Source organism: Streptomyces kryoterrae (assembly GCF_054072135.1).
The window spans coordinates 5,810,056-5,834,291 of the sequence record NZ_CM133358.1 but is presented as its reverse complement, the minus strand read 5'-3'; the positions used below and the strand labels follow the sequence as shown (position 1 = coordinate 5,834,291).

Genomic DNA, 24,236 nt, shown 5'->3' with positions numbered 1-24,236 from the left:
GAATGCGGTCGAGAGGCGATCAGAAAGCGGTGAGATAGCGGTCCAGCTCCCAGGGGCCGACCGTCGCGTGCCAGTCGAAGAACTCCTCGCGTTTGAGGTCGGCGAAGTACCGGCTCACCCCGGCCCCGGCGGCGTCCAGCGCGCCGCTGATCACCTCGTTCGCCTGGAGCGCCTCCACGGCGTGCAGCAGGGTCGGTGGAAGTTCCGGGCCCTTGCCTGCCGCACCGGGCTCGCCCGGGTCGAGGCCACGTTCGATGCCGTCGAGGCCGGCGGCGAGGGCGGCGGCCGCGGCGAGGTAGGGGTTGGAGGCGCCGTCTCCGCCGCGCAGCTCGATACGGTTGCCGTCGGGGACGCGGACGAAGTGGGTGCGGTCGTTGCCGCCGTACCCCGCGACGCGCGGTGTCCAGGTGGCGCCCGAGCGGGTGCTCACCGCACCGGTGCGCTTGTAGGAGTTGACCGTCGGCGCGATGACGGCCTGGAGGGCCTGCGCGTGTTCGATGATGCCGGCGACGAACGAGTAGGCGAGCGGGGAGAGTCCGAGCCCGCGTCCGTCGGTGGCGTCGGGGAAGGCGGGTTCGTCGCCCCGCCACAGCGACATGTGCAGGTGCATGCCGGTGCCGGTGCGGTCGGTGAACGGCTTCGGCATGAAGGTGGCGGTCATGCCCCGCTGTTCGGCCAGCATCGACACCAGGTACCGCATGGTGATGACCCGGTCGGCGGTGGTGAGAGCGTCGGCGTGCTTGAAGTTCTGCTCGAACTGGCCGTTGCCGTCCTCGTGGTCATTGGCGTAGTTGCCCCAGCCGAGGGAGTTCATGGCGCGGGACACGGCGGTGAGGTGGTCGTACATCCGGGTCAACCCGCGTGCGTCGTAACAGGGTTGGGCGGCGGTGTCCCTGGCGTCGGCGACTCTCAGCACACCGTGCTCGTCCCGGTTGACGAGGAAGTACTCGACCTCGGCGCCCACGGACATCGACAGCCCCTGGGCGGCGGCCCGTTCGAGCACTCTGCGCAGGATGACGCGCGGCGCGTAGGGCCAGGGTTCGCCCTCCACGTACGGGTCGCAGTGGACGAGGGCGAGGCCGGGCTTGACGAAGGGGACGGGGGTGTAGGAGGAGGCGTCGGGGCGGGCGACCACATCGGGGTCGCTGGGCTGCTGGCCGAGCGCGCCGGCCGCGTAACCGGCGAACCCGACACCCTCGTCGCGGAGTTCCTCGACGGCCTGGGCCGGGACGAGCTTGGCGCACGGCTTGCCGGTCAGGTCGACGAAGACGGCGAGCACGAACTCGATACCGTCGGCGCGGACCAGTTCGGCGAGATCGGGGGAAGCCGGCGGATCCGGGAGAGCGGGGAGATCGGGGATGGCGGTCGCCATGGGCCCTCCTTGGGTGTCCACTGTGGTGAATCTTTGTTGCATATGAGTAGACGCGTTGGGCGTTACGGGCAGATTTCCGCCGTGGAAGGTCCCCGTAAGCCGCCGTGCACCGTGCGAGGTCCCGGTAAGCCGAAAGCCGGGCCCCGCCCCTGAAGAGGCGGAACCCGGCCGGTACGAAGTCCTTACAGCTCAGGAACCCGACGCGCCGAGCCCCTCGTTCGAGCCGCCGATGGGCAGCCCCGCCGGCAGCGCACGCCGGCCGACCCTGACGTGCTCGCCCTTCGCCCTTCGCGTGATCAGTGGACGGTTGCCCTGCTCTGCACGACGTACGCCGGGCCCGAGGCGGCCTTGACGGTGGTGGAGTTCGTACGGACCGTGGCGTTGCGGACGGTCAGGCCGGTCTTGGCACTGATGGTGACCGAGGTCAGGGTGAGCCCGGTGACCGGCCGCTCGGGGACGCCGACGATCTGGCCTGCCTCCCTGGCGCCGGTCGCGGTGATGTTGGCGATGGTGATGTCGTGGTAGTTGGGGGTGGTGCTGGTGACCGCCTGGGCGGCGTCGCCGTCCGCGGGGACCTTCGGGTAGTAGCCGACGATCTGGATGGGCGTCGTCACGTTGGTCATCGTGAGGTTCTTGTACGTGATGCCGTGGACCTCGCCGCCCCGGTCGCGTGCGGTCTTGATCCGGACGCCGGCGGTGGTGCCCTTGAGGGTGTTGTCGTGGATGTTGATGTTGTAGACGCCGCCGGCGGTGAAGCTGCCGATGGACAGTCCATGGCCGTGCAGGATCGTGCAGCCGCTCAGCGAGATGTCGTGGGCGGGCCCGCCGGCCGTCGAGGAGTCGATGGCGATGTTGTCGTCACCGACGTCGATCGTGCTGCCCGTCACCGCTACGCCCGAGGACGACCAGACGTCGATCCCGTCGGTGTTGGGTGCGTCCGCGGGCGCCGAGATCGTCAGCTTGTCGAGGACGGCCGTGGTCACCTTCTTGAGGGTGATGTGCACGTTCGGGGCGTTCCTGAGGGTGATCCCGGTGATCCTCAGGTTCGAGGCGTCGTTGACCGTTATCAGGCAGGGCCGGGACGACAGGGTCTGCCCCGCCGCCTTCTCCTTCTTCGTCCTGGCCCACCACGGGGCGCCCTGGCCGTCGATGGTGCCCGCACCGGTGATCGTGAGGTTCTTCCCGGACCCGGCCAGCAGCGGGGCGAGCTTCGATCCCGAGGAGGCGTAGTCCGCCGCGGCCTGCGAGGCGAGCAGGGTCGCTCCGGAGTCGATCCGGAAGGTGAGGTCGCCGGGCAGGGTCAGGGCGCCCGACAGGTACTTGCCGCTGGTCAGTTCGACCGTGCCCTTGCCCGCGCAGGCGTTGATCGCCTTCTGCAGGGCGGCGGTGTCCTTGGTGGTGCCGTCGGCCTTCGCCCCGTAGGCGGTGGGCTTGCAGACCGTGCCGGTCGCCGCCGTGGTCGTCCCCGTGGTCGTTCCCGTCGAGGTGCCGGCGGTCGCGATCGGGTTCCAGCCGTCCGAGCCGGCCAGGTACTTGGCCGGGGTGTGGTTCGCCGCCTGGGCGTCGCTCAGCTGCGGCCGGTTGGCGTTGACGGCCGCCCCGGCGCCGGTGTTCCTGTACTCCGTGAAGCGCGCCTTCGTCCAGACCGAGCCGGACATGTCGCTCCACGGCCGGCTGGTGTTGACGAACGACCCGAGGGTGGACTCGCGGTAGAGGACCTGCGCGTCCTGACGCCACGGGCGGCCCAGGCTGCCGGTCTTCGTGGCGGCGGGCCCGGTGATGTTCGACCTGTAGAAGAGGTAGCCGTAGGCGCGTGCCGCCGGTGTGCTGGCCGCGGTGATGTAACCGCCGCTGCCCACCTGGTGGATCTCGTTCTGGTCGAAGACCGCGATCCCGCCGCCGAAGATGAAGTCGACGGTGCCCTCGACGTAGGACTTCAGGAAGTAGGCCCGTGCGGAGTTGTTGAGCAGCAGGGTGTCCTGGTGGCCGAGGATCCGCACGTTCGTGAGAACCGCGCGGTCGGCGGACAGGCTCAGGGCGACCGCCTGGCCGGTGCTGTTGGTCCCGGTGTCGTAGTCGTTGGAGATGGTCAGGTTCGAGGCCGAGAAGTCGTGGCCGTCGACGAACGCGGTCGCGCTGCCGGAGGTTCCGTACGTCGTCCCGTCCGCCTTCTTGGTGCCGGCGCCGTGGTTCTGGACCAGCACGACGTCGGAGGCGGCGGCCCCGAGGCCCTTCAGCGTCACGAAGGGCTTGTTGCCCGGGACGGTGAAGACGCCCCGGTAGGTGCCCTTCCTGATGGCGACGGTCACCGGCTTGGTGTTGTTGACCGGGACCTTGTCGATCGCCGCCTGGACGGTGGTCACGTCGCCGCTGCCGTCGGCCGCCACGGTGACGGTCGTACCCGTGACGGTCTTGCCCGAAGTGGCGGGCGGCTGCGCGGTGCTCGACGCGGTGGCGCCGACCGCGGTCAGCGACCAGCGCTTGTTGCTGTTGGTGGAGCAGGTCTCCTGGATGACGGCGGCGCCGGACGCGGTGCTCGCCCCCGCGTCACTGACGCACAGGCCGTTGCCGACGTTGACGATCTGGTACGTATTGTCCCGCGCCGGCTTCAGCTTCCACAGCTGGTTGGCCTGGTCGTTCCCGCAGCCCCACTGCTGGAGACGGGTCCCGGACGCGGTGGAGCCGCCGGTGACGTCGAGGCACAGTCCGCTCGCCACGGACTTGACGGCGAACCGGCCCGATCCGCGGTCCACCAGGGTCCACTGCTGGTTGCCCTGCCCCGGAGCGCAGCCCCACTGCTGGACCTGCGTGCCGGGGGACGATCCGCCCCCGACGAGATCCAGGCACAGGCCGCTCTTCGCGACCGCCAGGGTGTACGTGCCCGCCTTGACGTCGGACGCCTGGTCGCCGGAGCCCCCGACGACGTTGGCCGCCGTCGCGACACCGCCCACCACGACGAGGGCCGCCAGCCCCGCGGGCACCGCGATGCGCCATCGGGGTCGCCTGCTTCGGGCCCGCTTGCCGCGTCTGAGGTACATGTTTCCTCGGTTTCCTTTCTCCGCTGTCACTACGGAGACGGCCCACCACGACGACCCATAACAAGAACCCACACACGAATTTCACGTCTGTGCCAGCCGGGGACTGCATCTTGACCTGGCGGCAACGCGTGCCATCATGACCGCCTCCGCCGAGGAACGACTCTGTGAGGAAAACGTGTACGAGGCTGCCGCGCCGCTGACAGCGGCGGACACAGCGGTGCGGTGGTCGGGGACCGAGCTGGTCGAGGCCGCCCGATCCGGTGACACCGACGCCCGGTCCGCCCTGTTCCGGGAGTATCTTCCCCTGGTCTACAACGTGGTCGGGCGGGGACTGCACGGGCACCCGGACGTGGACGACGTCGTGCAGGAGACCATGCTGCGCGCACTGCGGGCGCTCCCCGGGCTGCGGGAACCCGAGCGGTTCCGGTCCTGGATCCTGGCCATCGCGATCCGGCAGATGTACGACCACGGACGCCGGCGCAAGGCCTCCACGGTCCATCAGACACCCCTGCCCGACACCGGTGACATACCGGATGCCTCCGCCGAATTCGCCGAACTCACCGTCGACCGGCGCACGTTGGCCCGCGCGGGCAGTGATCTGCTGGAAGCCGGCCGCTGGCTCAGTGACGAAGAACGCCGGACGATGGCACTGTGGTGGCAGGAGACCGCCGGCCAGTTGAGCCGCGCCGAGGTCGCCACCGCGCTGAACCTCACCGTCCCGCACACCGCGGTGCGCATCCAGCGGATGAAGGCCAAACTCGAACTGGCCGTCGACGTGCTGGCCGCGTGGCGGGCACGGCCCAGGTGTGCCGATCTCTCAGCACTGACGGACGGCGGCCCGGCCGCAGCCGGCGCACGGGTCCTGACCAGGCTCAGCCGGCATGTGCGGGACTGCCCGCAGTGCCAGGCGACGGTCAGTGCCCGGAGCTCGATCGACGACGTGCCGATCCGGCTCAGCGGGCTGGCGGTCCCGGCAGCGCTGGTGGCGGGAATCCCCGGCCTCGTCGGCCAACACGGCCTGGCACCCGGCGCGTTGGCCTCGCTGTGGCGCGCCGTCCGGCACATCCTGGGCCGGATGTCGGCCAAGTCCGCCGTGGCCGTCGGCGCCACCGCGACGCTGGTCGCGGTGACCGGCCTCGGGATCCACCAGTACCTGCCGGACGCCACTCCGGCGCCGCGAGCCCCGGCCCCGACCCCGGGCGCGAGCGCCGCACACCGTCCCGGCCCGGCGGCCTCCGCTTCTGTCTCCGCCTCCGCCTCTGCCTCACCGACTGCTTCGGCCACCGCCCCGGCCGCCGGCGCCCGCGCCTACTCCGGCGTCGCGACCGCCGACTACTACGTCGCCCCCGACGGGGACGACACGAACCCCGGAACCCTTGCCCGCCCGTTCGCCACGGTGACCCGGGCCGTCTCCGGGACCAGGCCCGGCCAGACGGTCGCCGTGCGCGGAGGGACGTACCAACCGGCCGGGACGATCGCCCTCAGGACCTCCGGTACGGCCGACCGTCGGATCACGGTGAGCAACTACCGCGACGAACATCCCGTGTTCGACGGCGCCCGGTTCTCGGCCGGCACCCCGTTCGTCGTCCAGAGCGGCGCGTACCTCACGGTGCGGGGGCTGGAGATCGTCAACGCCCCCGCCATCGCGTACGCCTGCGAGTCCTGCCACGACGACGTCCTCACCCGCCTCAGCGTCCACCGCAACGGCCGGATCGGACTTCTCCTCCACGGCGCCGGAACGAACAACAACCTCGTGCTCGACAGCGACTTCTTCGACAACCACGAGTCCGGGTCCACCGGCGGGTACGCCGACGGCCTGGCGTTCCGGGACGGTTCGGGTGCGGGCAACCGGATCCAGGGCTGCCGGACGTACGACAACTCCGGCGACGGCGCGGACGTCAGCGGCTTCGCCGGTGCCGTGGCCGTCGAGCGCACCTGGTCGTTCGGCAACGGCGTCAACCGCTGGGCCATCGCGGACTTCTCCGGCGGAGGCAGCGGCTTCAAACTCGGCGGCGGTAGGAGCGACCGGACCGCCCAGAGCGCCACCGACAGCGCGGCCTGGGACAACGCCGGCTTCGGATTCACCGAGGTCGGCGACACGGGAGCCCCTCGGCTGACCCGCAACACGGCCTACCGCAACGGGGCGGCGGGCTTCGCCTTCGTCCACTCGGCGGCGACGCTCCAGCACAACCTCGCCCTGGCCAACCATCCTGACGCGTGGCTGGGCAGCGGGGCACGGCACACCGGCGACTCCTGGGACCAGCCGGGCTGGACGGCATCCGTACTGCGCCTCACCGGCTCCGCGGCGACGACCGCCCCACGCGGGCCGGACGGAAGCCTGCCCTCCACACGGTTCCTCAGCAACACGCGCGACGCCGCGACAGGCGCCGCGATGTCCTGACCGGCGGCCTTCCGAACGAGGACGACGGTACGACGGTGGGACGGAGACCTTGAACAGGTCTCCGTCCCACCGTCGTACCGTCGTCCAGCCAGGCAGCGCGGACTAGCGCCGTCCGCCGCGCCGGTCCGCGAGCCGGTGGACCGCCGCGACCAGCGTGTCCACCTCCTCGTGCGTGTTGTAGAACGCGAACGACGGCCGGACGGTGGCCTCCACGCCGTACCGGCGCAGGATCGGCTGCGCGCAGTGGTGACCCGAACGCACCGCGATTCCGTCCTCGTTGAGCGCCGTGCCCACCTCGGCGGGCTCGTAGCCGTCCAGTACGAACGACACGATGCTCGCCTTGTGTGGAGCCGTGCCGATCAGCCGGAGCCCGGGCACCCCGCGCAGGCCTTCGGTGGCGTGCTCGACCAACGTGTGTTCGTAGGCGCCGATGTTGGGCAGGCCGACGCGCTCGACGTAGTCGATGGCCGCGGCCAGCCCCACCGCGTCGGCGATGTTGCCGGTGCCCGCCTCGAAGCGGTTCGGCGGCGGCTGATAGACGGCCCGCTCGAAGGTGACGTCGGCGATCATGTTGCCGCCGCCCTCCCACGGAGGCATGTCCTCCAGGATCTCCCGCTTGGCGTAGAGCACCCCGATCCCGGTCGGCCCGAACAGCTTGTGCCCGGAGAAGACCAGGAAGTCCGCGTCCAGCGCCCTGACATCGATCGGCAGGTGCGGGACCGACTGCGCCGCGTCGACCAGGACGCGTGCCCCGGCCCGGTGCCCGAGTTCGATGATCTGCTCGACCGGTACGACGGTGCCGAGCGCGTTGGACATCTGGGTGACCGCGACCAGCTTGGTGCGGTCGGACAGCAGGTCGGCGTACTCGTCGAGCAGCAACTGCCCGGAGTCGTCGACCGGGATCACCTTGATCACCGCGCCGGTCTGCTGCGCCAGCATCTGCCAGGGCACGATGTTGGCGTGGTGCTCCAGATAGGAGATGACGATCTCGTCACCCGCGCGGAGGTGCCGGGGTCCCCAGGCCTTGGCGACCAGGTTGATCGCCTCGGTGGTGCCCCGGACGAACACGATCTCCTCGGCGGAGCCCGCCCCGATGAACCGGGCGACGGTCTTCCTGGCACCCTCGTAGGCGTCCGTCGCCCGGGCGGCCAGTTCGTGCGCGGCCCGGTGGATGTTGGAGTTCTCCCGCGAGTAGAACTCGACCAGCCGGTCGAGCACGGCCTGCGGCTTCTGTGTGGTCGCGGCGTTGTCCAGCCAGATCAGCGGACGGCCGTTGACCAGCTCGGACAGGATCGGGAAGTCCCGGCGGACCGCCCGCACGTCGAACGCCGGATGCTGCTCGAGCGGCAGCCCCACCGGTGCGCCGGGGGCGCCGGGTGCGCCGCCCTCCTGGACGAAGTAGTACGGCGTGGTCGTCGCCGTCGGTGCCGCGGGATCGGGCAGGGGCGGCAGCCCCAGGTGCCCGAAGCCGGGAAGCTCAGGCGCCTCGGCGGGGAACCCGGGTGCCTCGTTGAGGAAGTAGAACTGTCCGGGGGCCGGGAACTGGGCCGGTGCGGACATCGGTGCGGCGGACGGCGACCCGGGCGCCACCGGTGTCACCGGCAGGGCCGGCAGCTCCGGGGTGTATCCGGCAACGCCGGGCGCACTCGCCGCGTAGGTGGCCGGGGCACTGGTCGGTGGCGGCCCGGACGGTGGGCTCATGCCGGCCTTCGGCGCCGGAGGAGGCGGGTCACCGGCCGGCAGGCCGGCCGGTACCGGCCACGCCGACGAACCGCCGTGGGCCGGAGCCTGAGTACTCATCGAGGAACCGTCACGCACCGGAGCCTGAGTGGCCGCCGACGAACCGTCGTGGGCCGGAGCCCGAGTGCCTGCCGACGGGCCGTCGTGGGCCGGAGCCGCAGTGCCCTCCGACGGGACCTCGGGAACCGAAGACCGCATGCCCGCCGACGAGCCGTCGGGGACCGAGGCCTCCGTGTCCGCCGGCTGCCCGGGAAGTGCTCGGAAGAACTCCCCGGCCAGCCGGTTCAGCATCGCCTCGTCCGGCAGCCACGCCGGAGCGGCTTCGTTACCGGTAGTTGGGGGCGTAGTCATGGAACTTGTCCACCTCGACATCGTCGAGCACGGCGAGCGCGTCCTCGGTGAGTACCGCGAGCGAGCAGTACAGGGAGACCAGGTAGGAGGCGATGGCACTGCGGTCGATCTGCATGAAGCGCACCGACAGCCCCATCCCCTGCTCCCCGGCGAGCCCCGGCTGGAACAGTCCGACCACGCCCTGACGGGACTCGCCGGTACGAAGCAGCAGGAACTTGGTCTTCCCGTTCTCCAGGGGGACCTTGTCCGACGGGATGATCGGCAGCCCGCGCCAGGTCAGGAACTGCGAGCCGAACATGCTGACCGTCGCCGGCGGAACACCGCGCCGGGTGCACTCCCTGCCGAAGGCGGCGATCCCTTCCGGGTGGGTGAGGAAGAAGGCCGGCTGCTTCCACACCTTCGTGATGAGGGCGTCCAGGTCGTCCGGCGTCGGCGGCCCCGCCAGCGTGGAGATCCGCTGCGTGGGCGCCGCGCTGCTCAGCATCCCGTACTCCGGGCTGTTGATCAGCTCGCCCTCCTGGTGCTCCTTCACCGCCTCGATGGTCAGCCGCAGCTGCTGTGCGGTCTGGTCGTGCGGGCTGGAGTACAGGTCGGCGATCCGGGTGTGCAGGTCAAGGACCGTCTGCACGGCCTTGAGCCGGTACTCCCGGGGCTCCGGCTCGTAGTCGACGAAGGTGTCGGGCAGCGGCGCCTCGTCGTAGTTGTCGCACTCGATACGTACCGACTCGGGGTGCACGACCCTGTTCACGCGGTAGATACCGGCCTCGACGGGCACCCAGGACATCAGGTGCACCAGCCAGCGAGGCGTGATGGAGGCCATCTGGGGAACGGTCTTGGTGGCGTTCGCCAGAGTCCGTGCCGCGCGGTCGCCCACCGACACGGATCGCGACGGTGGATTCGCAGCCTTACCAGCCATACGACATCTCCTTTCCGCGCCCAGGGGGCGGACGCGCGTAAGGCGTAAAAGGGGGCAAAAGCTTTCGCACGAACTTTCCCACCCACCCTCCCAGTACCACCGGTATCGGACCAATGCGTGTTTTCGAGGCTGTCATCGAAGCTGGCTATGATTCGCGAATGATCGACCTGAGCCGGCTGCGTGTGCTGGTGGCCGTCGCCCGTGAAGGTTCGATCACGGCTGCCGCCGAGGCGCTGCACTACGCCCAGCCGTCGGTCAGCCATCAGCTCGCCAAGCTCGAGGCCGAGGTGGGCGTACCGCTGTTGCAGCGGATGGGGCGCGGTATCCGGCTCACCGACGCCGGCCGGCTGCTGGTGGACCGCGCCGAGTCGATCCTCGCGCAGGTCGAGTCGGTGCACGCCGAACTGGACGAGCTGGCCGGGCTGCGCACCGGCCGGGTCCGCCTGGCCGCCTTTCCCTCGGCGCTGGCCACCCTGGTGCCGCTCGCCGCCGCCCGTGTCACCGCCGAGCATCCCGGCATCGAGCTCATCCTGCGCGAGGCCGAACCGCCGGACGCGCTCAGCGCCCTGCGCAACAACGACGTCGACGTGGCGCTGGTCTTCGAGCACGGCGACCCGCCCCAGCGCGATCGCCGCGACACCACCATGATCCCGCTTCTCGACGAACCGCTGTACATGGTCACACCGGCGGACCGCGCTTGGGACGGCCCCCGGGCGGAGCTGACGACGTACGCCGGCACGCGCTGGATCGCCGGGTGCGAGCGCTGCCGCGAGCATCTCGTCGCGGCCTGCGGGCGGGCCGGGTTCTCGCCGGTCGTCGAGTTCGAGACCGACGACTACGTCGCCGTACAGGCACTCGTCGCGGCCGGTCTCGGCGTGAGCCTGCTACCCGGGCTCACCCTCCTCGCCAACCGGCACCCCGGGGTCAGGCTCGACCGGATTCCCGGCATGCGCAGACAGGTCGTGGCCGCCGTGTACGGCAAGCCACCCGCGTCCCAGCCCGCCCAGGTACTCCTCGACGCGCTCGACGCGACCCTGTCCGAACCGGAATGGCCGTCCTGACCACGCGGACCGGCCGACTCGGGGTGATGTCGGTCTAGGAGGGTGCCCGGAGGGCGTCCACCGGTTCCATCCGGGCGGCGCGCAGCGACGGGTAGAGACCGGCGAGCAGGCCGACGAGGGCTCCGGCGAGCGGGGCGCCGAGGGCGAGGTTCAGGTCCAGGACCGGGGTCCACTCCTTGAAGACGGCGACACCCACCACGACGGCGATACCCAGGGCCGCGCCGACGATGCCGCCGAGCAGGCCGATCGTCGTCGACTCCAGCAGGAACTGGCCCGCTACCTGCCGTCGCGAGGCACCCAGCGCGCGTCGCAGGCCGATCTCCCCGACCCTTTCCATCACCGTCACCAGGGTCACGTTGGCGATGCCGATCGCGCCGACCACCAGCGAGACCAGGCCGAGGACGAGGAAGAGACCGTTGACGTCGTTCTGGACTCCGTCACGCGCCTTGGACAGGTCGGGGGGCGCCACGACGGTGAGGGATCTCCCCTGCCCGGGTGCCAGGGCGATCGGTGCCTGGCGTGCCACCTGCCGGGCCGCGCCGAGCGCGGTGTTGATCAGCACCCGGGTGACGTCCGTCAGGCCGAGGCGGTCCGCGGCGGTGGTGGGCGGGAGCATCACGGCGGTGGACAGCCGCTGCTCGCGCTGGACACCGCCGAGGACACCGATGACGGTGTACGACTGGCCCTGGAAGAAGATCGCCGGGGAGTCCTGCACCCGGCTGATGCCGAGCAGCCGTGCCGCCTGGTCGCCGAGGACCGCCACCTGGGCGTGCCGGGCGATGTCACCGGCGTCGTAGAACCGTCCCGAGGTCATCGCACCGCGTACCCCGGCGGGCAGGCCGGCCGAGGCGGCCACCACGGCCAGGGTCTGGCCGGAGACGTCGCCGGGCGCCTTCACGTCGTTGGACCGCACCTGGACGCTGTTGGTCAGCGGGGAGTCGGCGAGGGCCGCGGCCGAGTCCACGCCCGCCAGTCGCCGGACCGCGTCGGTCCCCGACCAGTCCACCAGGGGCTTGTCGTCGGAGCCGGCTGGCGCGGACGGCACCGTGACGGTCACCGAGGTCGCGGTGAGCGCGTCGAACCGGCCGACGATCTGGTTGCCGGCGGTGGAGGCCACCCCGATGGTGATGACCAGCGTGGTGATGCCGAGCACGGTGCCGAGTGTGGTCAGGGCGGATCGTACGGGGCGGGCCATGACGCCCGCGAGAGCTTCCGTCCACAGGTCCCGGGGGTCCATCCAGGGGCGTTCGACACGTGCCCCGGCCCCGGCCCCGGCCGATACACGTTTCACTAGGTCTCCAGGGTGAGGCGGCCGTCGGTGATGCGGACCCGCTGGCCGGCGCGGCGGCTGACCGTCTCGTCGTGGGTGATGAGCACCAGGGTCATGCCCTGGGCGCACAGGTCGTCGAAGAGTTCCAGTACGGACAGGGTGTTCTCGCTGTCCAGGTTTCCGGTGGGCTCGTCGCAGAGCAGCAGCGCGGGATCGCTGATCAACGCCCGTGCGATGGCGACGCGTTGGCGTTCGCCGCCGGAGAGCCGGTCGGGCCTGAAGCCCGACCGGTGCCCGAGTCCGACCCGGTCCATCGCCTCCCGGGCTCGGGCGAGGCGGGTACCGCGCCCGAGCCCGGGGCGCGGCCTGCGGTACGTCTCGGCCAGCATGACGTTCTCGTCGACGGTGCGGTACGGGAGGAGGTGGAAGGACTGGAACACGAACCCGATGCGGCTGCCGCGCAGCGCGGTGCGTTCGAGGTCGCCGAGCCCGGTGGTCTCGACGCCGTCGAGCCGGTACGTGCCGGCGGTGGGCCGGTCGAGCAGGCCGAGCGTGTTGAGCAGCGTCGACTTCCCGGAGCCGGAGGGGCCGACGATGGAGAGGTGCTCGCCGCGCCGGACGGTCAGGTTCACACCGCGCAGTGCGTGCACCGGGGGCTCGGAGGCGAAGGTCCGTTCCACACCGGTGAGTTCGATGACGGCATCGTCGCCGGCATCGGCATCGGAAGGGCTGGGGACAGCGACGGGGGCGAGGCCGGGTTCGGGGGTCACTCGCCGACCACCACCTTGTCGCCCTGCTCCAGCGTGCCGCTGGTCGGCTTCACCTCGACGAGACCGGCCGCGGAGAGCCCGACGGTGACGGGGACGTCGCTCAGCCTGCCGCCGCGTTCGACCTGCACCCGCACCTTTCCGTCGGACGAGGTGCGGATCGCGGCGAGCGGCACGACCAGCACCTTGCCGTCCGAGGCACCGATCTTGATGGTCACCTTCACGGCGGCCTCGGCCTCGTCGCCCAGCGCACCGGAGTCGGATACGGAGATCCGCAGCTGGACCGGGGCCGAGGCGTTGCCGGCGGAGGTGCCGGCGACCTCGGCCCCGGTGCCCTCCGCCTCCGTCCCGGCGGATCCCTCGCCCTCCTCGCCCGAGCCCGACGCACCTGTCGTCGAGGACGCGGCGTCGGCGCCGAGCGCGGACACCGTGCCCGCCGCCTTCCTGCCGTCCGTCGTCGTCAGCTCGACGGCCATGCCCTTTCTCAGCAGTTCGGCGTCCGCGCCGGGGACGACCGCCTGCACCTCCAGGTCGGAGCTGGTCACGGTGCCGATCGGGCCGGCCGCGGTGTCCCCCGTCTTCACCGTCACCTTGTTCAGCCGTACGGGCAGCTTCGGGAAGAAGACGACCTCGCCGGCCGGGACCTTCGTCCCGTAGGAGGCCTGGAAGGTGCTGAGCGCGGTGTTCGCCATGTCCAGCGACTTCCTCGCGGAATCGAGCTGCAGTTGGTGGATCTGCGCGTCGGCGCCGGACTGCGGGTTCGGCGAGCTCGTACCGCCGTTCGCGCCCGCCTCCGCCCCCGTCTCTGTGCCGGTGCCGCCGCCGCTCGCGCCCGTGCTGGTGGTCGTGAGCAGTGTCTGCTGGGCGGAGGACACCGCCTGCTGCAACTGGCCCAGTTGCTGCTGGTCGTCCGCGCTGGGCTTCTGGGCCTCGTACCCCTTGCTCGTGTACCAGCTGGTGACCGCCGTCGCGGTGCCCTGGCGGTAGGTGCCGCTGATCGACCCGGGGTCGAAGCCGAGCCGCCGCAACGCTCGCTGGAGCTGCTTCACATCGTCGCCGGAGGCACCCGGGCCCAATGCGCGGTACATCGGTACGGATCCGCTCAGCGCGAGCACCGGACGGCCGTTGACCGTCATCAGTACGTCGCCCTCCTTGACCTCGGTACCGGCGACCGGCGCCTTGGTGATCCGCTGCTCCGCACCCTCGCCGCCCGCGACCGCGGACACCCCGGTGCCGACGGAACCGGCCAGCGCGAGCGGACGCGGCGAGGCGAACTCGACGGAACCGGACGCCACCACGGTCGCGGTGAGGGACTGCCGCCCGACCGCCACCGTCACCGGGCCGGCCTTCGGCGCGGTGTGCGCGGCGGCGGCGTCGGCGGGAGAGCGCACCTGCGTGCCGGCGATCCAGCCGCCCGCACCGACCAGGACCACCGCGCCGACCAGCGCGCCCAGTTGCTTGCGGCCACTGAGTCGGCTCATGCGTTGTCACCCCAGTACGGGTGCGCCTTCAGCTTGGGGAAGTACGCGGCCCGGAACTTCCTGCCGCACTCCAGGTCCTTCAGGGAGATGTCGATCTCCTTGGTGAGCAGCGGCAGCGCCTCCTCCTTGGTCATGCTGAAGTGGTTCTCCGGGACCTCCTGGTCGAGGCGCACCATGTCGGACATGCCGGTCGGCTGGGTGGTGCTCACCGGGATGCCCTGCGCCTTCAGGCAGGCGGCGAACTCCTGGGCGAGCTGCACCAGTTGGGTGTCACCGTTGAGCTCAAGACCGTTCGCGCGGTTCGTCTCCACCTTGGCGTTCCACGCCTTCTTCTCCGCGGCGGCGCTCAACGCCGGTCCGTTCGCCGCTTCCGACGCCTTGAGTTCGCAGCCCCCGAGTTTCTCCTCCGCCTTGGTCGCGGCCGGGGGGCCCGCGAGCGCCTCCGAGTACGCCTTCTGCTCGGCGGGGGTGAGCCCCTTCTCGTCGTCGTCGGCGGGGGTGAGCATCTTTCCGCCCTGCCTTCCGCCGGCGTTGGAGAAGGGGGCGTCGGGGTCGTTGGGGTAGACGGCGGTCGCGTAGTTGCCGAACCCGTACTTCGCCCGGGACTTCTTCGCCGCCGCGTAGTCCTCCGTGTTCTGCCCGGCGAGGTTGTCGTCGCCGCCCGACGTCTGCACGTGCGGCGTGTAGACGAAGCCCTGCTTCTTCATGCAGGCCGCGAGGGTGTTCTCGGTGATGTACTGCTTCTTGGTGTCGTCGTCCGCGTCGTCCGGGACGGTGAGCTGCACCGCCCCGTCGGCGTTCGTCGTACTGCCGTTCGCCGCGTTCGCTCCGCTGCCGGCCGCGGAGCCTCCTTCGGTCTTGTCGCCGGAACCGCCGCAGGCGGCGAGGAGCGGCAGCAGGCCGACGGCCAGGACGGTGGCCACGGAAACGCGGAGCCTCTTGGGCATGCTCATGTGTTCGGTCATGGTGGTTGAGGCTGGCCCCGCGGTGTGATGGGAACTGGCCCGGAGTGTGACCGAACGGCAACAGCCGGCGGCGGCGGGTGAGTATGTGATCGTCCCGTAACAGCACCGGCCTGGCCTGGAGTTGTACGGATACTGAGCACATGCCACGTGTCCTGCTCATCGAAGACGACCGCGCTGTCCGTGAGGGCGTCCAGCTCGCGCTGCGCCGCCAGGGGCACGACGTCGCCGCCGCCGGGACGGGCGAGGAAGGGCTGGAACAGCTGCGGTCGTTCCGGCCGGACGTCGTGGTCCTCGACCTGATGCTGCCCGGCGTGTCCGGGCTCGACGTGTGCCGCCGCATCCGCGGGGCCGACGACCAGGTCCCGATCATCATGGCGACCGCCCGGGGCGACGACGTGGACATCGTGGTCGGACTCGAGGCGGGAGCCGACGACTACGTCGTCAAGCCGGTCCAGGCCCGCGTGCTCGAAGCCCGTATCCGTGCCGTCCTGCGACGGGTCGGCGGCACACCCGCCGACGGAGCCGCGCCGAGGATCGAGACCCACGGGGAACTGGCCATCGACCGGGCCGCGCTGACCGTCACCCACGAGGGCGCGCCGGTCGCGCTCGCCCCCTCCGAACTACGGCTCCTGCTGACCCTCTCCGCCTCGCCGGGCCAGGTGTTCAGCAGGCAGCAGCTCCTGGAAGCCGTCTGGGAACACAGCTACCACGGCGACTCACGGCTGGTGGACGCCTGCGTCAAACGGCTGCGCACCAAGATGGGCGAGCCCCCGGGACAGCCGCGCTACATACAGACCGTGCGCGGCTTCGGCTACCAGTTCAGGGCCCGGTGAAGACCCGGGTGAAGGCGCCCCCGCTGCTGCGCGGACTGCGCGGCCGGCTGCTGGTGGCCTTCCTGCTGGTCGCCGGCGTCGCCACCCTGACCACCGGCGCCCTGACGTTCCGGGAGGCGCGCACGGGGGTGCTCCAGCAGAGCCAGGACAGTGTGATCGCGCAGTTCCGCGACCATGTCAACACCCTCGCCGCCGACCTCGCCTTTCCCCCGAAGCAGACCCAACTGAACCTGTTCGCCCGCCAGTTGGCGTACTCCGAACCGTCGAAGAACTGGCGTGTGCTGGCCACCTACGGCGCTCTGAGCGCCACCTCCGCACCGGAGGACCCGTTCGAGGAGCTGACGTCCGACCTGCGTACGGCCGTGGCCTCCGACGGGAGCACCGTCTTCCAGCGGGTGACGACCGACGGCCGCCCCGCACTCGTCGTCGGCCTGCCCGTCACCTTCGGCACCGCCGAGCGGCCCACGTCCGACCCGTCCGGGCTCGGCGTCTTCCTGACGGTGCCGCAGACCACCGAACAGGCCTACGTCCAGGCCCTGGTCCCCGCCGTCGAGCGGGCCACGGTTCCCGCGCTGGTCCTCGCCGTCCTGCTCGCGCTGCTGGCCGCCCGTGGCGTGCTGCGGCCGGTGCGCGAGCTGCGCCGGGCCACCCGCAGCATCGCCGAGGGCCACCTCGACACCCGGCTCGCCGTCAACGGCTCCGACGAACTCGCCGATCTCTCCCACACCTTCAACGAGACCGCCGCCGCCCTGGAGGAGTCGGTCGCCGAACTCCGCCGCATGGAGGCACGCGCCCGCCGCTTCGCCGCCGACGTCTCGCACGAACTGCGCACCCCGCTGGCCGCCATGTCGGCGGTCACCGACATCCTCGACGAGGACGCGGCCCACCTCGACCCCGACACCGCCACCGCCGTACGGCTCATCAGCGAGGAGACCGTCAAGCTGGCCCGCCTGGTGGAGGACCTGATGGAGATCTCCCGCTTCGACGCGGGCGCGGCCGGTCTGCACCTGGACGAGATCGACCTCGCGGACTGCGTCCGGCGCACCCTCGCCTCCCGCGCCTGGCTGGAGACGGTCGACATCCGGCTCCCGCCGCCCGGCACACTCCGCGGCAGCCTCGACCCGCGCCGCCTCGACGTGATCGTCGCGAACCTGGTCGGCAACGCACTCCGCCACGGCGGACGCCCCGTACGTCTGAACCTCTACGGCTGGGAGCACCCGGACGACGGCCGGCGGGCGGTCATCGAGGTGCTGGACAGCGGACCGGGCATCCCCGAGAGCGTCCTGCCCCATGTCTTCGACCGCTTCTACAAATCGGACACGGCTCGCACCAGGACCGAGGGCAGCGGCCTCGGACTCGCCATCACCGCGGAGAACGTCCACCTGCACGGCGGCACCATCCAGGCGGCGAACGGTCCACACGGCGGCGCCGTGTTCACCGTAGAACTCCCCCTGCGCCAGGGACAGGGACAGGGCGAGCCACCACCAGAACCGACCGAAACATCCGAAACGTCTGAAACGTCCGAGGGGAGCCACCCATGAGCCCCGCCCACCGGGCCGTCCGGCCCGCGCTGCTTGTCGCGTCGGCGCTCCTGCTCGGCGCCTGCGGTATCCCCACGACCGGTGTGGTGGGGTCGGGGGAGCCCGCCACCGGTATCCGGTCGACCATGACGCTCTACTTCCCGGGCAAGGGCGGCCTGATCGCGGTCACCCGCAGGACTCCTCAGCGGCCCGGCGTCGTAGCGGCCGTGCGGTTGTTGTTCCAGGGCCCGACCAGCTCCGAACAGCGCGCGGGCATGGCCACCCTGCTGCCGAAACCGAAGGAGGATCCGACGGTCCGGGCCGATGGCGCCAAGGTGTCGATCGAACTGGGCTTCACCGACCGAGTGGATTTCGCGAACGCCGCGAAGACCCTGCCCGGGGACGCCCTCGCGCAGCTGGCCTGTACGGTCGTCAGCGCCCGTCACGCCGAAGACCCGGACGTCGAATCGGTGGAGGTGTTCGTCAAGGCCACCATGAAGGCCACCGAGGACCAGTGGAACGTCGAAGGGCACAGCGCGACCTGCGCCGCGTCGTCCCGCAGGGCTGCCGCCGCCGCCCGCCTCGAATGACACGCTCAGTCAGGCTCTGCCCGGCCCGTCGCGGACGCCCACGGTGGTCGGCCGCGCGGGACTCACCAGCCACTCACCAGCCACTCACCGGGTCCCCGCCGCGTCACCGAACGCGTGCCGCACGAGTTCCCCGTCCTTCTTCGGCACCGCGAGGTCGTACGTCCCCGCGCCCGTGACGAGTTCGTACCGCTCGAACTTCGGCGCCAGCCGGACCTTCCCGCCCGCCGGCTTCAGCCCAAACGGCGCCTGAAGGGTCGCGCTCCGGCCGCCCCGCGCGTCACTCCAGACCGGCGCCTCACCGACGGCGAGCCGGAGATACCCCTGCCTCAGCCGCGCGATCTGCTTGCCCTTGCCGACCGAGACCTCGACCGTCCCGCCGATGCTCTGCGTGAACCCGACGACCCGCAGCGGCTGCCCTGCGTCGAAGTCGGCGATGTCCTGCGCCGACGTGCGGCGCCGGATCCATGTCCAGCGCAGCAGCACGTCCACCAGGGTCTCGGTGCCGGCGGAACGGCGTTCCGCACGTGAGCCTGTCACTTTCCTGTCCCCATTCTCAGTACCACGTCGACGAATTCCCGCGACGACTGATATCCGTGGTCCGCCACGTACGGCACGACCAGCGCCGGGGCAGCGTACACACGGCCTTCGCCGCCCCGTACATGGACCTCGCACCGGCCCTCGACGCGGGGATGATCCTGCCCGGTTCACACGAGGAGTGGGCCTCCGTCCTGATAGCCGCCGACGCGCTGGTGACCGACCACGGATCTGCCGCCCTGTACTACTGCGCCACTCAGGACCGCCCCGTGGTGAGCGTCCACCCAGGCGGTGGCGAACTGATCCCCGACAGCCCGATGGACGTACTCCTCGACCGGATACCGCGGTTGGGACGCGCCGAGGACATCATCGACGCGCTGCGGGCGTACCGGCGGCGGCTGCGCTGGCGCCCGCCGTGCCAGGTAGCGCGGCGTGGCCGTGACCGGTCCGCAGTTCCGGCGCGCGTCATCCGCGGGAGGGCTCTCTTCGACATCCCTGGCCAAAACCGGGCATGGAATCCGTAAGTAACAAACGCGGAATGACTGGGCAATCTGTGTGCGGCACTCTCGGCTTGGTCGTCCGGCGACAGACAGTCGGCACTGAGCACGGAGGGAAGCGCGATGAGCCTTGTCAGCGAGTGCGGCATGGACCTCCGGTGCCGTGTCCACCAGTCGGCCTGGACACGCGGACGCGTGGCGCACGGTTCACATCCGGCGTCCGAGGGCTCTCACGACTGACCTCGTACCGATGACCGCGGCCGGTGCCCTGCCCGGTCTGCGGTTCCGCGGTGTCGCACCCCCTGGACCAGCTTGTCGACGCACGCTTTTCCCTCGCATCTCTCCTCCTACGCCGTCGTCCTGACGTGTGCGCCTTACGGGTGCCTGCCAGGCCGTGCCGGCCGCGCTACGCAGAAGGGCCTTCGCATGACCACTGCTCCACCCCGGCCCTCCCTGCCCCGGGACCGCACGTGCGGCGCCGACGACCGGGCGATCCTCGCCCGGCACTGGTACCCGGTCGCCCGAGCGAGCGAGATCGGCGACGCCCCCACCGCCGTACGCCTGCTCGACGAGACCCTGGTCGCCCACCGGGCGGGCGGCAGCGTGGTCGTGGCCCACGACGGCTGCCCGCACCGGGGCGTCCCGCTCAGCCTCGGCGCGGGCGACGGCACCTTCGACACCGGCCAACCCGTCCAGGCCGTATACGACTTCGACCGCACGGTCTTCGAGGAGGACCGGGCCGTCGTCGAGGTCCGGAAACCCGAGAACCTCCCCCTGGGCCCCCGGCTCGAAGTGCGCATCCCGGCCGACCGGAGCTCCATCGCCCACCCCCGCGGACGCCGCGATCCGGGCCTGAGCCACTTCCTCACCGCGTAGAGGCCCGCCGTGAAGACCCTCGACGTCATCGTCCACGCGATCTCCCTCGCCTCCGCCGCCAGCCGCAGCAACGAGCTTCGGGCGGCGGCCGGCGGAGCCCTGCCCCCGTCCTGGCCGGCGAACCCGGCCACCTCGACGAGGTCCAGACCCCGGACGAGCGCGCGGCAGCCGACCGGATCACCATCTGCTGTTCCCGCGCCCGCCCCCGAACTCCTCCTCGGCCGCTGCCCCGGGGTCTTCGGCCCCAGGTCGCCGCCCGACCGGAGACCGGCCCGGCGATGTCCGGGCCTCGCCCCATCCATGTTCTTCATGTCCGCCATGAGCCGGCGCCCGCCCGGCCAGTGAAAGGAACCCGCACCATGACCAGAAGTACCAGCCGTGACGACAGAGCGTTCGCCGCCGCCGACCGCCGGCTCTTCCTCAGGCGAGGGCTGCAGCTGGGCGGTGCCGTGCTGCTCGGCGGCCCGTTGCTCGCCGCATGCGGTGACTCCGACTCGTCGTCCTCGGCCTCCTCGACCTCCTCGTCGTCCTCCGGTTCCAAGAGTTTCGGTGAGCTGACGCTGCGGCTGTCCTGGATCAAGAACGTCGAGTTCGCGGGCAGCTACATCGCGGACAGCAAGGGCTACTACACGGCCGAGGGCTTCTCGAAGGTCACACTGATCGGCGGTGGCCCGTCCGCGACGCCGATGGAGACGGACGTCGTCACCAAGAAGGCGCTCGTCGCGATCAGCGCCCCCGACATCACGGGCGCCGCTGTCTCCAAGGGCGCGCCGCTGAAGATCATCGGCGCGCAGTTCCAGCGGAACCCGTTCTGCATCATGTCGATGACCAAGGACGCGATCGCCAAGCCGGAGGACATGTACGGCAAGAAGATCGGTGTCCAGGCGGGCAACGAGTCCGTGTGGGCGGCGTACGTCAAGGCCACCGGGCTGGACGAGTCGAAGATCACGAAGGTGCCGGTGCAGTTCGACCCGCTGCCCCTGACCCAGGGCACTGTGGACGGCTGGTTCTCCTTCGTGACGAACGAGCCGAACACGCTGCGCCTGAAGGGCTTCAAGGTCTCGACGATGCTGCTCGCCGACACCGGCTACCCGCTGGTCTCGGAGACGTACTGCGTCCGCCAGGAAACCATCGACAACCAGCGCGACCTGCTCAAGGCGTTCCTGCGCGCGGAGATCAAGGGCTGGAAGGCGAACATCGCCGACCCGGCGCTCGGCGCGAAGCTCGCGGCCGAGACGTACGGCAAGGGGCTCGGGCTGACGACCGAGGAGCAGACCCTCGAGTCCGCGGACGAGAGCAAGCTGATGGTGAGCGCCGACACCAAGAAGAACGGCCTGTTCACGGTCACGCCGGAGCTGATCGAGGAGAACCTCAAGACGCTGAAGTTCGGCGGCCTCGACATCACCGCCGACAAGCTCTTCGACCTCTCGATCCTCGAAGAGGTCTACAAGGAGGACCCCAGCCTCATCTGAGGCTCCGGCGGTACCGGTGCGGCCCCGTCGGCCCGCCGGTGCCGGCTTCCCGTACCCGCACCGCACACCGAGGTCGCCAACTGATGAGTACCGCAGCCGCTGTTCCCGAAGCATCCGACGACTCCGCACCGTCCGGTGCCGGCACCGGGCTGTCCCTGCGCGGGCTGAGCAAGGAGTTCAAGCTCGGCCGGCAACGCGTCCCGGCTCTGGCCGGCGTCGACCTCGACACGACCGAGGGCCAGTTCCTGGCGCTGCTCGGGCCTTCCGGGTGCGGGAAGTCGACCGTTCTGCGGATCCTCGCCGGGCTCGACAGCCCGACCTCCGGTACGGCGCTCGTGCACGGCGAGGACCCGGAGGAGGCCCGCAAACGGCACCACCTGGGCATCGCCTTCCAGGACGCCGCGCTGCTGCCCTGGCGCTCGGTCACCGCCAACATACGGCTGCCGCTGGAGATCAGCGGCATCAAGGCCGACCCGGCGGCGGTCTCCGACCTCATCAAGCTGGTCGGCCTCGAAGGCTTCGAGAAGGCCCGCCCCGCCCAGCTCTCCGGCGGCATGCGGCAGCGCGTCGCGATCGCCCGCTCGCTGGTCGTCGACCCCAAGGTGCTGCTGCTGGACGAGCCGTTCGGCGCCCTGGACGACATGACCCGCCAGCGGCTCAACCTCGAACTCCAGCGCATCTGGCAGGCCCGCGCGGTGACCACGCTGCTGGTCACCCACTCCATCAACGAGGCCGTGCTGCTCAGCGACACCGTCGCCGTCATGTCCCCCCGGCCCGGCCGGATCGTGGAGGTCGTCACCATCGATCTGCCCCGGCCGCGTACCCCGGAGATGATGCGCTCGGCCGAGTTCCACGCGTACGCCGACCAGTTGTCGGAGCTCCTGTTCGGCCGGGCCGACGCCCCCGCCGACGACGCCGAGCCCGCGGCGGAGGCGTCATGAGTACGCGGCGTTCCACCTGGACCGGCGGGGCCGTCGGCATCGCGGCTCTGATCGGGGCGTGGTCGCTGCTGTCCACCACGCTCTTCGGCCCGGGGGACGGCGTACCCACCCCCTGGGCGGTGGTGGCGAGCGTGTTCGACGACGGCTGGACCTTCTACAGCCCGCATGTCGATCAGACCGTGGGCGAGGCCCTGACCGGGTATCTGATCGGCAACGCGCTGGCGCTGGGCCTGGCGGTGCTCGTGCTGCTGGTGCCCGTACTGGAGCGGGTGGTCACGCAGATCGCGGTGGCCTCCTACTGCCTGCCCATCGTGGCGATCGGCCCGATCCTGTCCCTCGTCCTGGACGGAGACAAGCCGATGTCGGCGATGGCCGGGCTGTCGGTCTTCTTCACCACCCTCATCGGCGCACTGCTCGGGCTGCGCTCGGCCGACCCCGCCTCGCTGGACCTGGTACGCGCCTACGGCGGCGGACGCTGGCAGCAGATGCTGCGGGTCCGCCTGATGGCCGCGCTGCCCAGCACGCTGTCCGCGCTCAAGATCGCCGGGCCGGCGGCGCTGCTCGGCGCGATCATCGGCGAGTACCTCGGCCGCGTCGACAGCGGCCTCGGGATCGCCATGACCATCGCCCAGCAGCAGCTCGACGTGCCCCGCACCTGGGGCATCGCCCTGGTCTCGGGCGCGGTGGCAGGCGTCGCGTACGGCGTGGTCGGGCTCGTCGCCCGCTACGCCCTGCCGTGGTCGCGCACGACGACAGTGGAAGGCGGAGGCGCATGAGCACCGTGACCGAGACACGAACGGCCCCCGCGTTGCGCTTCGCGGCGGGCGTGCTGCGCCCGCTGCTGAACGTGGTCGTGACGATGGCGGCCGTCATCGTCCTGTGGATCGTCTTTTTGGAGGTCTACGACCTGGACCCGCTGGTGGCCAAGTCGCCGGTCGACATCTTCCACTACCTGTTCACGGGCGCGGACTCGGGCGCCCACCGCTCCCTGGTCTCCTCCGGTCTGGGCCGTACGCTGCTCGACGCCGGGTTCGGCTTCGTCGCCGGGCTGGTGGCGGCGGTGGGGGTGGCGGTCGTCTTCGTCCTGGTGCGCAGCGTCGAGCAGGCGCTGCTGCCGATGGCGGTCGTCGTGCGGTCCGTGCCTCTGGTGGCGATGACCCCGCTCATCACTCTCATCTTCGGCCGCGGCCTGATGGCCACCACCGTCATCAGCGGCCTGATCGTCTTCTTCCCCGCCCTGGTCACCATGACCTTCGGCCTGCGCTCCGCCTCCCGCCAGGCGGCCGACCTGTGCCGCGCGTACGGCGCCGGGAGCTGGACCATCGCCCGCAAGGTCATGCTGCCCAGCGCGGTCCCCGCGTTCTTCGCCAGCGCCCGCGTCGGCGTCCCCGGAGCCCTGATCGGCGCGATGCTCGCCGAATGGCTCTCCACCGGACAGGGTCTCGGCTACGCCATGCTCAAGGACTCCTCCCTCTTCGACTACGACCACCTCTGGGCCTCGGTCGCGGTCCTCACCGCGGCGTCCGCACTCGCGTACAACATCATCGCGGCCATCGAGACCGTCGCCCTGGCCCGCTTCGCACCCAACATCCGCCCGGGCACATGACCCCG

Annotated in this window: 22 protein-coding genes; 12 read left to right on the top strand and 10 right to left on the bottom strand. The window is 71.0% G+C overall.

The features are described from left to right. Nucleotides 1-19: 19 nt before the first annotated feature. Both glnT and ACW4TU_RS25700 read right to left on the bottom strand, forming a co-directional pair. Nucleotides 20-1,372 (bottom strand): type III glutamate--ammonia ligase, encoded by a 1,353-nt coding sequence (gene glnT / locus ACW4TU_RS25705; protein ID WP_457417135.1) that lies wholly within the window; start codon nucleotides 1,370-1,372, stop codon nucleotides 20-22. Between the two features lie 296 nt (nucleotides 1,373-1,668). Continuing rightward, nucleotides 1,669-4,410 carry a pectinesterase family protein gene (locus tag ACW4TU_RS25700; RefSeq protein WP_457417134.1) on the bottom strand — a complete coding sequence of 914 codons (2,742 nt, stop codon included), beginning with the start codon at nucleotides 4,408-4,410 and terminating at the stop codon, nucleotides 1,669-1,671. A gap of 136 nt (nucleotides 4,411-4,546) precedes the next feature. On the opposite strand from ACW4TU_RS25700, the gene ACW4TU_RS25695 reads away from it, so the two are divergent. Next, nucleotides 4,547-6,811, top strand: a complete 2,265-nt coding sequence (locus ACW4TU_RS25695) for a sigma-70 family RNA polymerase sigma factor (protein ID WP_457417133.1) — start codon at nucleotides 4,547-4,549, stop codon at nucleotides 6,809-6,811. A 102-nt stretch (nucleotides 6,812-6,913) separates the two neighbouring features. Here the strand turns inward: ACW4TU_RS25695 and ACW4TU_RS25690 are convergent, their stop codons facing one another. Next, nucleotides 6,914-8,902 (bottom strand): family 2A encapsulin nanocompartment cargo protein cysteine desulfurase, encoded by a 1,989-nt coding sequence (locus ACW4TU_RS25690; RefSeq protein WP_457417132.1) that lies wholly within the window; start codon nucleotides 8,900-8,902, stop codon nucleotides 6,914-6,916. Then, entirely contained in the window at nucleotides 8,877-9,818 is a 942-nt protein-coding gene (locus ACW4TU_RS25685) for a family 2A encapsulin nanocompartment shell protein (protein WP_457417131.1), read from the bottom strand. Before ACW4TU_RS25685 ends, ACW4TU_RS25690 begins: the two co-directional genes overlap by 26 nt. Nucleotides 9,819-9,976: 158 nt before the next feature. Here ACW4TU_RS25685 and ACW4TU_RS25680 point away from each other — a divergent pair, with 158 nt between their 5' ends. Beyond that, entirely contained in the window at nucleotides 9,977-10,879 is a 903-nt protein-coding gene (locus ACW4TU_RS25680; protein WP_457417130.1) for a LysR family transcriptional regulator, read from the top strand. Nucleotides 10,880-10,913: 34 nt separating this feature from the next. Here ACW4TU_RS25680 and ACW4TU_RS25675 read toward each other — a convergent pair whose 3' ends face one another. The 4 genes from ACW4TU_RS25675 to ACW4TU_RS25660 are packed head-to-tail and all read right to left on the bottom strand — an operon-like array spanning nucleotide 10,914 to nucleotide 15,350. Then, entirely contained in the window at nucleotides 10,914-12,170 is a 1,257-nt protein-coding gene (locus ACW4TU_RS25675) for an ABC transporter permease (RefSeq protein ID WP_457417129.1), read from the bottom strand. Then, nucleotides 12,170-12,919: an ABC transporter ATP-binding protein gene (locus ACW4TU_RS25670; RefSeq protein ID WP_457417128.1), complete on the bottom strand. Its 750-nt coding sequence runs from the start codon at nucleotides 12,917-12,919 to the stop codon at nucleotides 12,170-12,172. Before ACW4TU_RS25670 ends, ACW4TU_RS25675 begins: the two co-directional genes overlap by 1 nt. Further along, nucleotides 12,916-14,397: a peptidoglycan-binding protein gene (locus ACW4TU_RS25665; protein ID WP_457417127.1), complete on the bottom strand. Its 1,482-nt coding sequence runs from the start codon at nucleotides 14,395-14,397 to the stop codon at nucleotides 12,916-12,918. The genes ACW4TU_RS25670 and ACW4TU_RS25665 overlap by 4 nt, the downstream gene beginning before the upstream one ends. Next, entirely contained in the window at nucleotides 14,394-15,350 is a 957-nt protein-coding gene (locus ACW4TU_RS25660) for a hypothetical protein (RefSeq protein WP_457417126.1), read from the bottom strand. Before ACW4TU_RS25660 ends, ACW4TU_RS25665 begins: the two co-directional genes overlap by 4 nt. A 152-nt stretch (nucleotides 15,351-15,502) precedes the next feature. Between ACW4TU_RS25660 and ACW4TU_RS25655 the strand changes: the two genes are divergently transcribed. The 3 genes from ACW4TU_RS25655 to ACW4TU_RS25645 are packed head-to-tail and all read left to right on the top strand — an operon-like array spanning nucleotide 15,503 to nucleotide 18,305. Then, complete coding sequence (locus ACW4TU_RS25655) at nucleotides 15,503-16,195, top strand: response regulator (protein WP_457417125.1); 693 nt, start codon at nucleotides 15,503-15,505, stop codon at nucleotides 16,193-16,195. A gap of 8 nt (nucleotides 16,196-16,203) precedes the next feature. Further along, the gene (locus tag ACW4TU_RS25650; RefSeq protein ID WP_457417124.1) at nucleotides 16,204-17,736 is read left to right on the top strand and encodes an ATP-binding protein; all 1,533 of its coding nucleotides are present in this window, start codon (nucleotides 16,204-16,206) and stop codon (nucleotides 17,734-17,736) included. Beyond that, nucleotides 17,733-18,305 carry a hypothetical protein gene (locus tag ACW4TU_RS25645; protein WP_457417123.1) on the top strand — a complete coding sequence of 191 codons (573 nt, stop codon included), beginning with the start codon at nucleotides 17,733-17,735 and terminating at the stop codon, nucleotides 18,303-18,305. Before ACW4TU_RS25650 ends, ACW4TU_RS25645 begins: the two co-directional genes overlap by 4 nt. A gap of 84 nt (nucleotides 18,306-18,389) precedes the next feature. On the opposite strand, the gene ACW4TU_RS25640 is transcribed toward ACW4TU_RS25645, so the two are convergent. Together ACW4TU_RS25640 and ACW4TU_RS25635 are read right to left on the bottom strand one after the other, a co-directional pair. Further along, nucleotides 18,390-18,842, bottom strand: a complete 453-nt coding sequence (locus ACW4TU_RS25640) for a hypothetical protein (RefSeq protein WP_457417122.1) — start codon at nucleotides 18,840-18,842, stop codon at nucleotides 18,390-18,392. After that, nucleotides 18,839-18,943: a DUF7919 family protein gene (locus ACW4TU_RS25635; protein ID WP_457417121.1), complete on the bottom strand. Its 105-nt coding sequence runs from the start codon at nucleotides 18,941-18,943 to the stop codon at nucleotides 18,839-18,841. Before ACW4TU_RS25635 ends, ACW4TU_RS25640 begins: the two co-directional genes overlap by 4 nt. Here ACW4TU_RS25635 and ACW4TU_RS25630 point away from each other — a divergent pair. From ACW4TU_RS25630 to ACW4TU_RS25600, 7 genes are all read left to right on the top strand, one after another. Continuing rightward, entirely contained in the window at nucleotides 18,899-19,363 is a 465-nt protein-coding gene (locus ACW4TU_RS25630) for a hypothetical protein (RefSeq protein ID WP_457430734.1), read from the top strand. The two genes, ACW4TU_RS25635 and ACW4TU_RS25630, sit on opposite strands and share 45 nt — an antisense overlap. Before the next feature lie 399 nt (nucleotides 19,364-19,762). Continuing rightward, complete coding sequence (locus ACW4TU_RS25625) at nucleotides 19,763-20,212, top strand: Rieske 2Fe-2S domain-containing protein (protein WP_457417120.1); 450 nt, start codon at nucleotides 19,763-19,765, stop codon at nucleotides 20,210-20,212. Between the two features lie 9 nt (nucleotides 20,213-20,221). After that, nucleotides 20,222-20,557 (top strand): hypothetical protein, encoded by a 336-nt coding sequence (locus ACW4TU_RS25620; RefSeq protein WP_457417119.1) that lies wholly within the window; start codon nucleotides 20,222-20,224, stop codon nucleotides 20,555-20,557. A 14-nt stretch (nucleotides 20,558-20,571) separates the two neighbouring features. After that, nucleotides 20,572-21,684: an ABC transporter substrate-binding protein gene (locus ACW4TU_RS25615; protein WP_457417118.1), complete on the top strand. Its 1,113-nt coding sequence runs from the start codon at nucleotides 20,572-20,574 to the stop codon at nucleotides 21,682-21,684. Nucleotides 21,685-21,767: 83 nt separating this feature from the next. Beyond that, nucleotides 21,768-22,625, top strand: coding sequence for an ABC transporter ATP-binding protein (locus ACW4TU_RS25610; RefSeq protein WP_457417117.1), 858 nt, complete (start codon nucleotides 21,768-21,770; stop codon nucleotides 22,623-22,625). After that, nucleotides 22,622-23,401, top strand: coding sequence for an ABC transporter permease (locus ACW4TU_RS25605; RefSeq protein WP_457417116.1), 780 nt, complete (start codon nucleotides 22,622-22,624; stop codon nucleotides 23,399-23,401). The genes ACW4TU_RS25610 and ACW4TU_RS25605 overlap by 4 nt, the downstream gene beginning before the upstream one ends. Further along, nucleotides 23,398-24,231 carry an ABC transporter permease gene (locus ACW4TU_RS25600; protein WP_457417115.1) on the top strand — a complete coding sequence of 278 codons (834 nt, stop codon included), beginning with the start codon at nucleotides 23,398-23,400 and terminating at the stop codon, nucleotides 24,229-24,231. The genes ACW4TU_RS25605 and ACW4TU_RS25600 overlap by 4 nt, the downstream gene beginning before the upstream one ends. Nucleotides 24,232-24,236 lie beyond the last annotated feature (5 nt).